Consider the following 14493-nt stretch of genomic DNA (forward strand, 5'->3'; position numbering starts at 1 on the left):
GCGTACCGAACAACCATGAACGTGCTCTCGCTTCTTCGAAATCTATTTGTCGGTGCACTGGCCCTTATCGGGGTTGGGCAAACCTCGACGAAGCAGACTGCGCCTGTTGCAAAACAGGATACGCCGGTCGCACGTCAGGCCATGGCAGCCGCTCCGGTACGGCCGACCCTTCCCAGCATCAGAACCGTTACGGACATGCGCCAAATCTTTGAGGATCGGAACCTTCGTCTGGCATTGAGGGAGAGTCCCATGCCAAACGTTTCCAATTCTATCGCAAGTTCGGCTCTGAAATCGGCCTTGTTGGGCTATAGCTCGAAGAATCTGGAATCACCGTTCAAAACGAAGGTCTTGCGATCACCCGACGGTTGCATCACGGTCGTCGAACATTCGAACGACGAGATCGTTTGTTTCATCACGACATCTTCGGCTAAGGGATCTTCCACGCAGTAAGGCTTGAGATCGTCCAGGCTATCGGCATAGCGGCCCTTGTCTTTGCGGTGAGCCTGCTGAGCCCAGTACACCTTCATCAGCTTTCGGCTGGCTTGCCACCTTGCCAATTCTTCTTCAAAATTATGGATAGGTTTGTCAGAGCAAAATTGAACAATTCCCCAATGTTCCGGCCTGTGCATGTCGATGGCGAACTGGGGTGACCACACCCAGTTGTCCTCCGGCTTCTTCGGGGTTTTCTTGTACTTTCCTTCGATGATCTGATGCTCCCACTGCACCCTTGAGAAGTTCACGCGCCAGCAGTCGCCGAGCTTGGGCGGGACGGGCTTGTGGGCGCATTCGCCGAGGGCCTTCCAGGGGAAGGCGATCTCGACGGTCCAGCCGTTGTCCACGTTGGTGGGGTCGTTGAGGGTCCCATGGACGAAGACGGCGGTCTTGAGCCCGGGAATCTCCCATCCGTTCACGGGGCTTCCCTGATCGCGGTAGGGCTTGGTGAGGAGCAGATCCCAGTAGGTGCCCAGCGCGTTGATCTCGAACTCGTAGTACTCATGATTGTCGCCGTTCGGGTCGATGAAGACCTCGAAGTCGTTGTCGTGGAAGATCACGGAATCGTGCTCGGTGAGGGTTCCCCACACATGCGGCTCCTCAAGCTCAGCCCCTATATAGAAGAACTCGTCGTCCCAGAGCATCTTGGCTCGGGTCATGAAGCGGGGCTTGGGCAGGGATTCTCCTTGGATGTCGAGGAAGTCGTCGGTCCAGGATGCTCTCTCCCATTGGGGATCGTCAAGCCGTCCGGTGAGATTGAGCGGGCGGTCAATCTTTCGGCAGAGATACGTTTTTGGGGGATGCACAGTCCGAAGTGTACATCCCTTGAGACTGCTGTCGGCTTGTCGCTACTCTTTGATGACAGCTTTCAGCCCTTCAAGGAGGCGAGCGTTGGGAATGGCATAGCGTAAGCTTTTCCCCCTGCCACTCCAAAGCAGGCCTGACTTCGGATCAAATTTGGCTCGGATAATGAGGCGTCCGCGCTGAAGAGTGACCTCCTTCCCTTCGGTCGGAGGCTTACTGACCTTGGCGGTCGCGATCGCGTCTGCATCTATAACCGTCTGCGTTCTGCCGTTGTAAGCGATCCCAATTGTTCCGAGGCCGAGATCCCAGGAAAACGGGGCAGATACGCCTATGCTGCCTCCTCCGCCCATCCCTTCGGCACCTGCGGCGTCTATGCTGAGAATGCGACCTGTCTTGGCGTCAAGCTTGACATCGAACGCCATTCGAGGCTCGCCATGTGAATAGACGGTATCGTGATAGTAAGCCCAGTAAACCAGAATTCCCTGCTTCCTCTGTCCGGCTTGAATGTGCTCGGGAAGGAGGTAATCGTGCTGCCAACCAAGTTTGCCTCGTGACCGGTCTTGCCCTCGCTCAAATGGATCCCAGATGGCAAGGCGAACGCGGTGCCTTTCAAAGAGGGTGTCCACTCTCACGTAGTTAGACAGGATCGATGCTGTCAGCTTAGCGCGAGCTTGCTCAACGGTTATCGCTGGAGATAGATCGGCAGGCGGCGTTGGCGGAAAGCTGCCGGTATAGCTCTTCAGAATGCCGTGCTTCCTCTCGATCTCTGCTGTAACTGCGGCCCCGTAGGTGAAGGAAACTCCTCTGTATGCAGGCAATAGATGGAAGAAAGCCGCATCCCCTCTGTCCTCTGCAAGGTAGAGATCGAAGGGCCATTCATAGCCGGACATCTCGGCGAACGGCTCCAGCATACTCAGCAGAGTCTCCTCTGAAAGGTCGGGGAGCGTGGGATCTACGGCTTCCTGAGCGCCGTTAGAATATCCACGAATCAGATGGGTGCGCATGTCGACCGCGAAACCCTGCGTGCCGTATTCATATCGCGCGATTCGACGGTCAGTATCGTTGAACTCTCTGAAGCGGAGTTTAGGGGTGTATGCCATGGAAGGAGCGACTTCACGCACTCCCTTTCGGGCAAGGGCGTCCCACCGCACCATCTGCTCAAAAAGCTTCTGTGGCATTACCGGCGCTTCTTGCCTGAAATTTATCGCAGTCAATGCAATCACCGCACAGATCACAGTTCCCTCTCAATCCGCCGCATCAATAAGCGGACGTATGAACATTACGCACGTGCTGACTGTTTGATCCCACGATACACAACAAGAAAGGTATACCCATCACATGAGCGAAATCCAAGGCATTGCAAACGTATGGCAGTTCACACGCGTTCGGCTGGACAAGGCTATCGAGGACTTGACCGAAGAGCAATGGGCTTGGCGGGCGCATCCTCAGTCCCACAGCATCGCCGAACTCGTGATGCACATTGCCGGAGCTGAGTTCTACTGGTGGTCCCGCATCATCAACTTAAGACCGAGTTCGGGAGAGTATGACGAGCGCCTGGATCGAGCCGTGATTGATGGCTATTTACAGCCGACCGATTTCCCCTATCGGCCAGAGGAGTTAACGCCCGATTTTGTCCTTTCTACATTGCGGTCGATGTATGGGCGTATTGATGAGCTCTTTCGGCATGCCACTGACTCTCAACTGGCGATCACGATGACAAGCCCTGTAGGCGACACGCTTTCAGGATATGGGGGGCTCACTCGCCTATCACAACATGCTGGCTATCACACCGGGCAAATCTGGTTCATTCGGATGATGCCGGGATTTCCGTGATTTCCGCGATTGGGTGCTGAGCTTCTTGCGAAAATGGACCGAGTGTGCCTTAAGTGACCTAAGTCGAAACTCCCTTCGACTTACCCAAAGAGCCGCGTTCTGGGTCCTTCTGAAACGAGGGACGGCCCCCTCCGTCTATCCTGATCTATGCGTGCTGCCGTCTACCAACGCTTTGGACCGCCTGAGGTCGTTTCTGTCACCGATATCCCTACTCCGAGTCCGCGCGCTGGCGAAGTACAAGTACGCGTTGCATATGCCGCCGTCACGTCAGGAGATGCCCGCATCCGCGCGGCTCAATTCCCGAAGGGATTTGCACTGATTGCACGACCCGCCGTTTTCGGCGTCTTCGGCCCTCGCCGAAAGGTACTCGGCATCTGCTTTTCTGGAACGGTGTCTGCGGTCGGCAGCGAAGTAACCAAGTTCAAGGTTGGCGACGAAGTGTGCGGAATGACCGGCATGAAGATGGGCGCCCACGCCGAGTTTCTTGTGATTCCCCAAGCCGGTGCGCTGGCGGCTAAGCCCGCAACAGTGAGCCTTGCCGATGCTGCCGCTATGGTCTTTGGCGGCACTGCCGCGCTGTACTTCTTGCGAGATCGGGCCAAGATTTCCTCTGGACAGCGCGTGCTCGTGAACGGCGCTTCGGGGGCCGTCGGGACGAACGCGGTTCAGATTGCGAAGCACCTAGGCGCAACCGTTACCGGAGTATGCAGCCAGGCCAATGAGGCGCTCGTGAGATCATTGGGGGCAGATGAGGTTGTAGCATATGACAAAAATCCCCTTGAGAAGCACACGGATACCTACGACCTGGTTCTCGATACCGTCGGAAACTTGAATCCATCCAATGGCAAGCGACTTCTCACCCCAAATGGCAAACTTGCGCTGATGGTCGCGACGTTAGCAGAACTGGTACTTCCCAAATCGTACGTTTTGTCAGGTGTCGCTACCGACCGTGCAGAGAATCTAGAATTCCTCCTTAAACTCGTGGAGCAGGGCGATCTCACGCCGGTGATTGCCGAGGTGTATCCCTTCGACCAGATTCAGAAAGCGCACGCACATGTCTCGACCGGCCACAAAGTTGGAAACGTCCTGGTGAAAATGTAATCCGTTCTTCATACAACGGAGCACACATTCAGGCGGCCCTTTCTCTCACTGATGTCCGGGCATTGATCGAGAAGATCATATTCAGCGCACTCTCGTCATAGAACTCTGCAAACTTTGCAGGGCAAATTCTATAAATGTAGCTAATCAGGGCTGGCAATCGTTTGAAAGGCATCGCTTTCAATCGCATGACAAGAACTACTTCACTCTTGATAAGATTCGAGCAGCGTTTTCACATCTTTTGACATGTTCTTACACTTCTTGAGATCACGCACGAATCTTTCAGCGGCGCGGAGTGCATCCAACATCTCTTGGTAAGTATCAGCATCCTGAACGACCACTTCAGCAACGCCGTTTACCGTCAATACGAGCGGCACTCGAGTTCCCTCAAGCTTTTGCAAATATGTCTTCGAATGTCGGTTGAAGTCCGTCAACGGAATAATACGACTGACATTAGGAGCATATGAATCACTGTAAATTTGCTGCTTCATATGTGGTATAATACCGAATATTGACGCAACGGATCATCTAATGCACCTCCAAAATGGGTCATTGGCCTGAATCGAAATAGCTCCTCTTCCGTGTGCGTCGTTGTTGAGACCGTAGGGCGGGGGAATGAAGATGACTTCCTATGGTCAAGTTCGGGCTTGTGCGCGATTTCTGCGCTTAAAAGACTGAAGAGCCTTTCTCTTCGGACAGACTGCCCGGCCGGACAATTGCCGAGGTGGGACTGCGAGCGGTCCCTGGGCCGGGTTACATCCCGACCACTCGGCAACTTCACGATTAGGTGGGATCAAACCGGACGGTTTGACGATGCGACTTTCGTTTGAGTGCGAACGCAACATTGAGAGGCATCTGCCGGGCGACAGTATCCGGCTTTGATGCTTCTCCGTTGCGTTCATGAGTCATTTCAGACTTGTCGCTTGTGAATCTGCCCAATCGCAGAGAGGAAAGCGTCATGGAATCAATCAGAAATGGATTCAATACGGTACTTGAGCAGATAGCTGTGTGGGGTCCTCGCGTCTTGATCGGCTTAGTCTTACTATTTGTCGGCTGGGTTATCGCGAAGGTCAGCCAACGGGTCGTCCTGTCGACCTGCCGCCGGTTAGGTGCCGACAAGCCTTTTGAGTCATCACTCAAAGATATATCGGGCCTCGTCCCCGAGACAAAGCGTCCATCGGCCTTAGCCGGATTGGTCACGTTTTGGATACTCATGCTGCTGGTGTTCATCGGCTTCTTTTCTGCGATGAATCTGCAGATGGTCGCCGAGCCGCTGACCAACCTGCTCAATAAAGTCGGATCGGGAATACCGAACCTACTCGGAGCGATCGTTTTGCTCAGCGTCGGCTGGGTGGTCGCAACGTTGTTGAAGGGTCTTGTGTTGAAAGGGTTGGGGCGTATTGAGGCAGACAATCGACTGAAAGACCTGGGATTGCTCACTCCAGAGATGACTGAGAAAAAACGGTTCTCTCAGGTGGTTGGGCTGTTCATTTACGGTCTAGTCATTTTGCTCTTTGCGCAATCTGCGCTTGAGCTCATCGGGCTTCAGTTGGTAGCTTCCACGGTTCAAGGTCTGGTGGATTCGGCAGCAAGCATTTTGCCAAACCTGCTGAGCGCCTCCGTGATCCTATTTGCCGCATTCCTTATCGCTTCGGTGGTTCGGACCATTGTTAAGAGCGGATTGGAATCGACGAATATCGACAAGTACGGCTCACACGTTGGATTTACTAATGGAGAGCCTGCATCCGAAGAGGGGGTTCCCACTCCTCCGAAACGAACGTTATCAGGAGTCATCTCGCACCTTTGCTTCTGGCTGATCATGCTCTTTGCCTTCCCGGCAGTGCTGGATCATCTTGAGCTCACGCCAATGGTAGAGCCGCTGCGAGAGGTTTGGAGCAAGGTCTTCGCTGCGCTTCCGAATATAGGAGCAGCGTTCCTCATCGTGCTGGCGACCTACTTCGCCGTACGCATCTTCGCACCGATCCTTCGAGGTCTGCTTGAAGGACTTGGCGTAGACAATCTGCTTGGCAAGGTTGGGCTGGTCAAGATGCAGGAGACGGTCGATTCCGATAGGGTTCGATTGTCGCCCTCTGAGATCGTGACCCGCACGGTTATCGTGGTTGTTGCGTTGATCGTCACTCAGGAGGTGCTGCATACGCTGCAGATGGTTTACCTGGCGGACATGGTCCAAAACGTGGTCAACTACTTGCCGAACGTGTTGGTCGCCGTGGTAGTTCTTGGCGTTGCCATGCGGCTTGGAGCGATCGCTGGAGAACTTGCTGAAAACGCAGCAAGTGGCCTGGAAGATTCCGTTGCGAAGACGTTGGGCGTCGTCACCCGCGCTTCGGTCTTTGTCTTCGGAATCACCATGGCTTTGACGCAGCTTGGCGTTGGAGGCCAGGTCGTCGAAGGTTCGGTGCTGCTCATCATTGGCGGTGTCTCCTTGGCCTTCGCGATCAGCGTTGGCTTGGGTGCGAAGCCGGTTGTTGAAAAGATGCTTGAGCGCAAGTTAGCGCCAAAATCGAACGAGCGTGCCGGCTAACAGAGAAGCCCCGGGTTGTTGAACCCGGGGCTTCACTTATCTTTCTCTCATGGAACTTTTGAAAAACCCGCTGCTTCTGCAAGGAGCCGGAGTACTGGCTTTTGCCATCGTGGTACTCATTGTGTCTCGTGTTGCAGCAAGCGCTGTTGGAAGAATTGTCCGAGACAACAGTTCCCAGTACCGCCTTCGAAAGGCGATCAGCGCGGGAGCATTTGGGGCTATTCTGATCGCCTCAGTTGTTGTGTATGGACACAATATCGCTGGACTTGGCGTTGCCATCGGTGTTGCGGGCGCCGGCATTGCGTTTGCCCTGCAAGAGGTGATTACGTCCTTTGCCGGGTGGGTTGCGATCACACTTGGAAACTTTTACAAGCCGGGTGATCGTGTTCAGCTCGGAGGTATCGCCGGCGATGTGATCGACATCGGCGTGTTGAGAACCACGATCATGGAGACTGGCGGATGGGTGAAGGGCGACCTATACAACGGACGCATTGTACGCGTGGCCAACAGCTTTGTCTTCAAGGAGCCCGTTTACAACTATTCTGGTGAATTCCCGTTTCTTTGGGATGAGATAGTCATTCCGATCAGGCAAGGGTCGGACCACAAGCTGGCCCGTCAAATCCTGGTCGATGCGTGCAATGAGACCGTTGCCTCCCTGTCCACCGAAGCTCGAAAGAATTGGCAGGAGCTTCGTTCTGGCTATCGTCTTGAAGATGCAAATGTTGACCCTTATGTATCGCTCATCGTCAACGACAACTGGCTAGAGTACACCGTACGATACGTGGTCGAGTACAAAATTCGACGCATGACCAAGGATCGGTTATTCGAACGTATTCTGGACGACGTTGCGGCTACCGGCGGAAGAGTGCAGTTTGGCAGCGCGACAATGGAGATCACGAATCTTGATCGCCTGACTCCGTCTGAACACGGAACGGCGCAGTAGGCGGCAATCCGTCGGCAGCTTCAGGCGGCAGTGCATACGAACTTCCATCCCGGATTGCACTGTAATGCGGAGACATGATCTCGATGCCAGCCTCGGCAAAGGCATCCTGGATGTTCTGAAGAAGTTGGGAGTAGATCAGCGCCATCCGCTGCGGAGAGCGTGTATAGCCGTTGATTTGATACTCCACGTAGAAGTCGCTGAGGGCGGTTTGCAGTACGAACGGAGCTGGATACAGAACGATCCCACTTGTCTTCTTCGCCGCCGAAATCAAGAGTTCGTGTACCTTCTGCCAAGGAACGTCGTAACCGATGGTCACGCTTGTGTGGAGAATCAGGCCGTTTGTATGGGCTGCAGCTGAATAGTTCTCGATGTGCGCACCGAGGAGAACCGAGTTCGGGACAGTGATCTCGACGTTTTTGATCGTTCGGATGCGGGTGATGAGCAGGTTTCGTTCGATGACATCCCCGATCGTCTCCCCGACCTTGATTCGGTCACCAAGCCGGAATGGACGCATGTAGGTCAGCACGATCCCCGCCACCATGTTTGACACAGCCCCGGAAGAGCCGAGGGATAAGAGAACACCCGCGAACACAGATATCCCTTGAAATGCGGGCGAAGCCGACCCTGGAAGATAGGGAAAGATGGCTATTGCAGCGGCAGCGATCACGACGAGGCGAATCAGTTTGAACGTCGGCATGGCCCAGTCGCGCTCAAAGCCGGGCCACGACAACTGACCCGTTTCCAAACCTCGGAACAGCAATCGTAACCCACGGATGATTGGCCATGCAATCAACAAGATTGTGGCAATCGCCAAGAAGTTAGGAATTTGGGCGACAAAGCCCTTACCTATTTTGGAGACCTCTACGCCGACCAGGCCGAGTAACTGATCGCTGTACTCCCGGGTCCAAGGGTAAAGGCCGAGAATATAGGACAGCCCAAAGAAGCTGACAACGAGGTATCCCACTCGCTTAATGAATTGGATGAGTTTTCGGAAGAGGCGCTTGAAACTCTTACGATTGATTAGGACCGTGTCGCGAAGCTTGACTTGAAGCGGGAACGACCTGGGGATGCGATACAACTTGCGGCAAAGGAAGTCGAGCAGGATCTTGATCAGCCGACACGACGCGAGTATGAGCAGGATAGCAACCAGCGACAATGCGGCGGCTCGGGTCAGTGCAGATGTCGAGCGGCTTTCTCTGTAGCTCCTTATCGCCGCTACCGTGTTTGTCAAAGCCTCGGTCCCGTACTCATTCAGCGGTTTTCCGGCGATATCGGCGTCGGCTTGACCAAGACTGACAAGCAGCTCTTGGCCGATATAGATGTCCTGTTGGGTAGGGGTGTCTTCGACCCGCAGTAGGTTAATGTCGTAGCGGGGATCGTCGGCGATTTTTTGGAAACGCTGCTCAATGATTCGGGCTCTTTCTGCTGGGGAGAATGAGCCCACCCGGACGTAGACGGAGAAAACGGGACGACCGTCGATCTGAACTGGGGCACCAACGCCCTTCGCTTGGGCGATGGCCAAACCCGCAGCAAGCGCCAAAACTATTGAGAACAGCCATCTCATGCTCGGATTCTGGCACACGGGGGCGCCATCTCCCGCCTGTTTTGGGCAGTTCACTCTGCGAGGCCAATTACCAGCCGCCATGAGCTAACTTCATACTTCACCTTGTCACTATCCACGCCACTTCGGAACCAATCCTACATGTCACTATCGAGATCAATCGGGATACCGTGACCTCAAGATCTTGCCCGGTGTTGTTCCAAATTGTTTGCGAAAAGACTGGATGAAGCCGCTTGATGTTTCGAACCCCGACTCCGTCGCGGCTTCCAGCACGGTAGAACCAGTGGCAAGGCAACGCAGTCCGATGAGGGCACGGGCTTGCTGACACCACTGCCCGAGCGTGAGGCTTGTTTCCTTGATAATGTGACGCTCTATTGTTCGCCGCGAAGTCCCTGCATCCGGTACGACGGACGGATCGCGAAAGAAGTCATCAGCCCATGTCCGAAGCCATTCAGATTGTGGCATCGGGATGCTTGTCGGAATCGCTGGAGCAGTTTGTGCTTCGTGTTGAATCAGAGTCGCAAAGGCAGTAGCGAAAGGCTGTCCCAAGATTACGGGACCAACTCGACAGATTTCCGTGATCAACTCCCGCAAGAATGGGCGGACCTCCAGCGGGCCATTCTCGCGATCAATCTCAAGCTCTGGTGCAAAGTAGAGTGTGCGCACTCTGGCCTTGCCCAAAGTCTTGCCGGGGTGCGGTTCGCCTGCTCGAACCCACAATGCACGATTGGCAGGCAGAATGTGCAGTCCTTGCGAAGTTTCCACTTGGATCGCTCCCTCCACGGCAAAGACCAGCTTTGCCCACGGGCTTACAGGCCAAAGAATCGGCTCGGAGCGATGATGATCGAGTGACCAAAAACGGATCAATACGCCAGAATCAGCAGCTTGTCGTGATTGCGACATTTAATGTCTATTATAGTGAATCACGCCAAAGATTGAAGCCTCTATAATCAGAGAATGTCTACCGCGAGTCAACCCAACACCCTTTCCCACTTCGCGATTAACGTTGAAGATTGCGACCGAGCGATTGCTTTCTACAAAGCCGTGTTCGGATGGCAGTTCTCGGCATGGGGGCCACCCGGGTTCTTTCTCACCAACGTCGGCGACCTTCATGCTGCGATTCAAAAACGCCAAGACGAGCCGTTCCCGACTCACATCGGCAACTTTGAATGTACGATCGCGGTGGATGATGTTGATCGGGTCGCCGCGCTCATTGAGAAGAGCGGTGGGAGCATCACGATGCCGAAGGTCACCATCCCCTCGGTTTGCGATATCGCCCGAGTCGTTGACTGTGAAGGAAATACCTTCAGCATTGCGAAGTATCTGTAAGGAAGATGGATTGATGAACTCGAAATCATTGCCCGAGTCGCCTGAATACGTCGAGTTTCTGTCGCCTTATCCAGAACCCACAAGGATCCTTGCAAGGGGGTTGCGAAAGCGGCTTCTTGAACTTCTTCCCTCGTGTATCGAGACCGTTTGGGATGCAACGAATGCAGTTGGGGTTGCTTTCGGATTTACTGAACACAATGCAGACCACTTCATTCATCTGCCTGTCTATACGAAGCATGTGAATATCGGCTTTTCACACGGGGCACAGTTCAATGACCCCGAAGGCAGGCTGTGCGGCAATGGAAGCAGAATCCGTCATATTCGACTTAACCGGCTCGAAGACCTCGACGATCCTTACCTGCACGACTTGATTCGCCAAGCGCACGAAAGTGCGGTGCAAAGCGACGAACCGGTCCAACCACGCACTATTATTCGGGTGATGGAGGGTCCAAAACGCAGGCCGAGGCCTGAAAAGTAGGCTAATGCTCGAGTGACTCGAAATTAGTGAATCCCTGGTGTGATGTCAAACACTTGGATTCATGTGATACGGCGTCTTGCAGGTACTTACCGACCCGCAGTGCGCGCCTCCCCCGATTCGCAGTCGGCTGGGTGTAACCTATGTGTCCGGAACGTTTTGTAACCCATGTGTCCGGAATGGACATAAGTGAAATGGCGGCCCCGGAGGGACTCGAACCCCCGACGCCCTCCTTAGGACGGAGGCGCTCTATCCACTGAGCTACGGAGCCGCATTGAACTCTGGCGCACTCAAAAAATGCCAAATTGCACTTCATGACGGGCCAGCAGGACGATCTATTCTACCTTGGCATATCACGACAACACGGCAGGTCTAAGACACGTAAATGTGTACGTAGGGCGGGGTTGCCAATCTCGGCGAAAACCGAATCTTAGCCGATGCCAGGCCGTGTGTTGACGATGGCTCGCGCGTTCTGCGGAGGAACGAAGTTGAACGTGCCTGCGGGAATGTTGGGGCTCTCCGTCACATCAATGCGGAAAGAGTTGAATCGAAACGGCGACTGAGATTGAATGTCTCGGTGCTCAATAGCCTTCAAGTGCCGAACGTTGTTGTTATCGATGTCCAAAAAGAAGACGACACAACGATGGGCAAGCTGGTTTTGAGCCGCAGCCCAAAAAAGTGCGATCTCTTGATTCGGTCCGGTGACGAAGTCGGCGTTCGGGTCGTTTGGATTCATGGGGTCTGACGTACGGCTACTGGGCCCGACGAGTCGAGAATTTCCAGAGTCGGCGATCACCCACGGGCGATAGGCAGCCTGAGCACCAGCGTAGACCTCTTGGATCATTCGCGCCAAGAACGATTCCGATCCACGGGTCGCCCGAGAGAACGCCTGCATCAGTTGAGACTGATAGGTTGCTGGCTGCGACGAGCCTTCTTTCCAGTAGATCTCGGTCCAATAGGTATTGGAGGGTGCCTCGTAGACCCAAAAAGTACGACTATCTCCGACGATCCGGCGGATCATGCCACTCGCATCGCTCGAAACCGACTCGAGTTGGTAGACGACATCACCAGTCTTTGTGACTCCTCGGAGCCAGCTTAAGTCGATGTTGTAGGTGTAAACCTTCTTGCCGATCTCGTTTCGAGCGTTCATACGCAGGAGAAGAGAATCGTTCGAGCGGAGATTAACAAAGCTGTCTTGCACCGTTTGGAAGGCAGGGGTTTGCGCACATGCAAAGATACATGCCGAACCCATCATGACGGTAGCAAGCAGACGCTTCATTACGTTTGTTAGACCCCTGAACCTTCAGGAATGTTCTCTCTAATCATCGGTTTTACCCGGACACGGCCTTAGGAGGACGGAATTGACGTCAGACAATGCCGGAGCGCATAAGGTCTTTGAGCATCAAAAGCCCAACGACTTTTTTGCCATCAAGCACCGGAATCTCACCGATCTTCTTGGGTACGGGCAGATTTTGGAAGACCTCAAGGGCTTCAACAGCCAGCAGCTCTGGCGTGATGGTCGAAGCGGTAATCGTCATCAGCTCCCACGCTTTGGCTTCAAAGGGGTCAGTGGCCTTGATAAAGTGTCTTCGCAGGTCGCCATCGCTGATGATCCCCTCAAATTTGCCCTCTTCGTTCACAACACAAGCCGCACCGGCCCCTGCTTTGGTAATGGCTTGCATCACCTCAAGGATCGGGGTTTCGGGCTGGACGAGAGCCAGATCGTGGCCCGTTCGCATGACATCGCAGACTCGCAGCAATAGCCGTTTTCCGAGCGTTCCCGATGGGTGGAACTTTGCGAAGTCTTCGGCTGTGAACTGTCGTTCCTTCATCACCGCGACGGCAAGGGCATCGCTGAGGGCCATCATCGCGGTTGTGCTGGTGGTCGGGGCGAGGTTGTTTGGGCAAGCCTCTTCAGTGACGAGCGTGCTGATGGCCAGATCGGCCTGTCGCCCGCAACTGCTGTCTGGCCTTCCGGTGATCAAGATCGTTTTCGCGCCGATAGCCTTGAGGGGCACAAAAAGATCAAGAATTTCGCCGGTCTCGCCACTGTGGCTGTAGAGCAGGACGACATCGTTGGCTGTGACCATGCCGAGGTCGCCATGCACGGCCTCGGAGGCGTGAAGAAAGAGGCTGGGGGTTCCTGTGCTGCTGAGCGTCCCGGCTGTCTTTCGAGCGATGTGCCCAGACTTCCCTACCCCGCACGTGATCACGCGGCCTGTGCAGGTGAGAATCCACTCGACGGCTTTGGCGTGGGTTTCGTCGAGATGCTCGGCGAGGTAGCGGATCGCATCCGCTTCTTGCACCAGCGCACCGCGCATCACTTCCAGGCTCATGGTATTCGAGTCTACCGTTACTGCAGGATTCGCTTGCCGAAAAGGGACCCCAGGAATTCGACGGCGGTGATCGCGGTCACATTGTTGGAGTCGATCAAGGGGTTCACTTCAACGAGCTCAACTCCAGCGAGTTGGTAAGTGGTTTTTGGGCTGCCGAGGAACGCGCAAAGCAGTTCGGCCATCAGGTGCATCTCTCGATAGTTCAGGCCACCGCGGACTGCTGTTCCTGTTCCAGGGGCGAGGATTGGGTCAAGCACGTCGACGTCGAAACTGATCCAAAGCTTCTTGGCTTTGCGTTTTGCCATCCACCCGTGAAACTCTTCCAACACGGTGACAAGCCCACGCGAGTCGATGTCGAACATCGTGGCCGTATAGCCACCCTTTAAGGATTTCAAGGCCTCTTTTTCGGCCTTGTCTACGTCGCGCAGTCCCACCCAAGCGACGTGATCTTGACAAAGGCGGTTTGCGGGGACGATCTCCTTGGTCAGCTTGGACCATTGGCGATCACGGAGCCCGGTTGCTCCGGATTCCATCCCAAACAAAGCTCCAAACGGCATGCCATGTAGGCTGCCACTCCAAGAAGTACCGATGGTGTTTAGGTCGGCGTGGGCATCTACCCAAAGCACGGCGAGGTCATCACCGTACGCCTCCATCGCACCAGAAACCGAACCGATTGCGATTGAGTGGTCTCCGCCGATGACGATGGGCAACGCCCCTCTCTTGATTGACGACGAAACCTCCGACTTGAGCTTCTCATAGCACTTCATCGCAGGATCGAAATTGCGAATTCCTCCCTTGGCTGTCGCCTCGCTTCCAACCTTGATGTTGCCTCTATCCTTCACAGTCTTCCCGAGAGAGGTGAGGCTTTGCGAAAGTCCCGCAAGGCGGACAGCATCCGGGCCAAGACGACTGCCCAAACGCTTTCCGCAGAGGTCGAATGGTGCGCCAATGATTTCGATCACGGGGGGAAGTGTACTCACGATTGCCGATTGCTGTTGGACTGGAGTCAGACCTTGATTCCGTGTTGCAGCCCTTCAGCCTCAGCAGGTCCGCCCGCTGCCTGACTGAGCAAAGTACACT

Annotated in this window: 14 protein-coding genes and 1 tRNA gene; 6 read left to right on the top strand and 9 right to left on the bottom strand. The window is 54.7% G+C overall.

The features are described from left to right. Positions 1-305: 305 nt before the first annotated feature. Positions 306-1298: a carbohydrate-binding family 9-like protein gene (locus tag KF784_01870; GenBank protein ID MBX3117783.1), complete on the bottom strand. Its 993-nt coding sequence runs from the start codon at positions 1296-1298 to the stop codon at positions 306-308. Between the two features lie 42 nt (positions 1299-1340). Beyond that, a complete protein-coding gene (locus KF784_01875; GenBank protein ID MBX3117784.1) occupies positions 1341-2474 on the bottom strand; it encodes a hypothetical protein in 1134 nt (377 codons plus the stop codon). A 160-nt stretch (positions 2475-2634) separates the two neighbouring features. Here KF784_01875 and KF784_01880 point away from each other — a divergent pair, with 160 nt between their 5' ends. Together KF784_01880 and KF784_01885 are read left to right on the top strand one after the other, a co-directional pair. Next, entirely contained in the window at positions 2635-3129 is a 495-nt protein-coding gene (locus tag KF784_01880) for a DinB family protein (protein ID MBX3117785.1), read from the top strand. Between the two features lie 147 nt (positions 3130-3276). Next, complete coding sequence (locus KF784_01885) at positions 3277-4230, top strand: NAD(P)-dependent alcohol dehydrogenase (GenBank protein MBX3117786.1); 954 nt, start codon at positions 3277-3279, stop codon at positions 4228-4230. 200 nt (positions 4231-4430) lie between these two features. Here KF784_01885 and KF784_01890 read toward each other — a convergent pair whose 3' ends face one another. Beyond that, the gene (locus KF784_01890; protein ID MBX3117787.1) at positions 4431-4718 is read right to left on the bottom strand and encodes a type II toxin-antitoxin system Phd/YefM family antitoxin; all 288 of its coding nucleotides are present in this window, start codon (positions 4716-4718) and stop codon (positions 4431-4433) included. A gap of 467 nt (positions 4719-5185) precedes the next feature. Between KF784_01890 and KF784_01895 the strand changes: the two genes are divergently transcribed. Beyond that, positions 5186-6769 carry a mechanosensitive ion channel gene (locus tag KF784_01895; protein ID MBX3117788.1) on the top strand — a complete coding sequence of 528 codons (1584 nt, stop codon included), beginning with the start codon at positions 5186-5188 and terminating at the stop codon, positions 6767-6769. Positions 6770-6818: 49 nt separating this feature from the next. Further along, entirely contained in the window at positions 6819-7712 is an 894-nt protein-coding gene (locus KF784_01900) for a mechanosensitive ion channel (protein MBX3117789.1), read from the top strand. Here KF784_01900 and KF784_01905 read toward each other — a convergent pair. Both KF784_01905 and KF784_01910 read right to left on the bottom strand, forming a co-directional pair. Then, complete coding sequence (locus KF784_01905; protein ID MBX3117790.1) at positions 7663-9276, bottom strand: mechanosensitive ion channel family protein; 1614 nt, start codon at positions 9274-9276, stop codon at positions 7663-7665. The genes KF784_01900 and KF784_01905 overlap by 50 nt on opposite strands. 153 nt (positions 9277-9429) lie before the next feature. Further along, positions 9430-10176 carry a helix-turn-helix domain-containing protein gene (locus KF784_01910; GenBank protein MBX3117791.1) on the bottom strand — a complete coding sequence of 249 codons (747 nt, stop codon included), beginning with the start codon at positions 10174-10176 and terminating at the stop codon, positions 9430-9432. Positions 10177-10230: 54 nt separating this feature from the next. Between KF784_01910 and KF784_01915 the strand changes: the two genes are divergently transcribed. Together KF784_01915 and KF784_01920 are read left to right on the top strand one after the other, a co-directional pair. After that, positions 10231-10602, top strand: coding sequence for a VOC family protein (locus KF784_01915; GenBank protein MBX3117792.1), 372 nt, complete (start codon positions 10231-10233; stop codon positions 10600-10602). Positions 10603-10615: 13 nt separating this feature from the next. Next, on the top strand, positions 10616-11080 hold the full coding sequence (locus KF784_01920; protein ID MBX3117793.1) for a DUF1801 domain-containing protein: 465 nt from the start codon (positions 10616-10618) through the stop codon (positions 11078-11080). Between the two features lie 192 nt (positions 11081-11272). Here the strand turns inward: KF784_01920 and KF784_01925 are convergent. The 4 genes from KF784_01925 to rocF form a co-directional block, all read right to left on the bottom strand. Then, a tRNA-Arg gene (locus tag KF784_01925) sits at positions 11273-11348 on the bottom strand. Between the two features lie 159 nt (positions 11349-11507). Continuing rightward, positions 11508-12356 (bottom strand): hypothetical protein, encoded by an 849-nt coding sequence (locus KF784_01930; protein MBX3117794.1) that lies wholly within the window; start codon positions 12354-12356, stop codon positions 11508-11510. An 88-nt stretch (positions 12357-12444) separates the two neighbouring features. Continuing rightward, the gene (locus tag KF784_01935; GenBank protein MBX3117795.1) at positions 12445-13413 is read right to left on the bottom strand and encodes a KpsF/GutQ family sugar-phosphate isomerase; all 969 of its coding nucleotides are present in this window, start codon (positions 13411-13413) and stop codon (positions 12445-12447) included. 17 nt (positions 13414-13430) lie between these two features. Continuing rightward, positions 13431-14375 carry an arginase gene (rocF, locus tag KF784_01940; protein MBX3117796.1) on the bottom strand — a complete coding sequence of 315 codons (945 nt, stop codon included), beginning with the start codon at positions 14373-14375 and terminating at the stop codon, positions 13431-13433. Positions 14376-14493 lie beyond the last annotated feature (118 nt).

The organism is Fimbriimonadaceae bacterium, assembly GCA_019638775.1.
In the GTDB taxonomy this organism is placed as follows: Bacteria; Armatimonadota; Fimbriimonadia; order Fimbriimonadales; family Fimbriimonadaceae; genus JAHBTD01.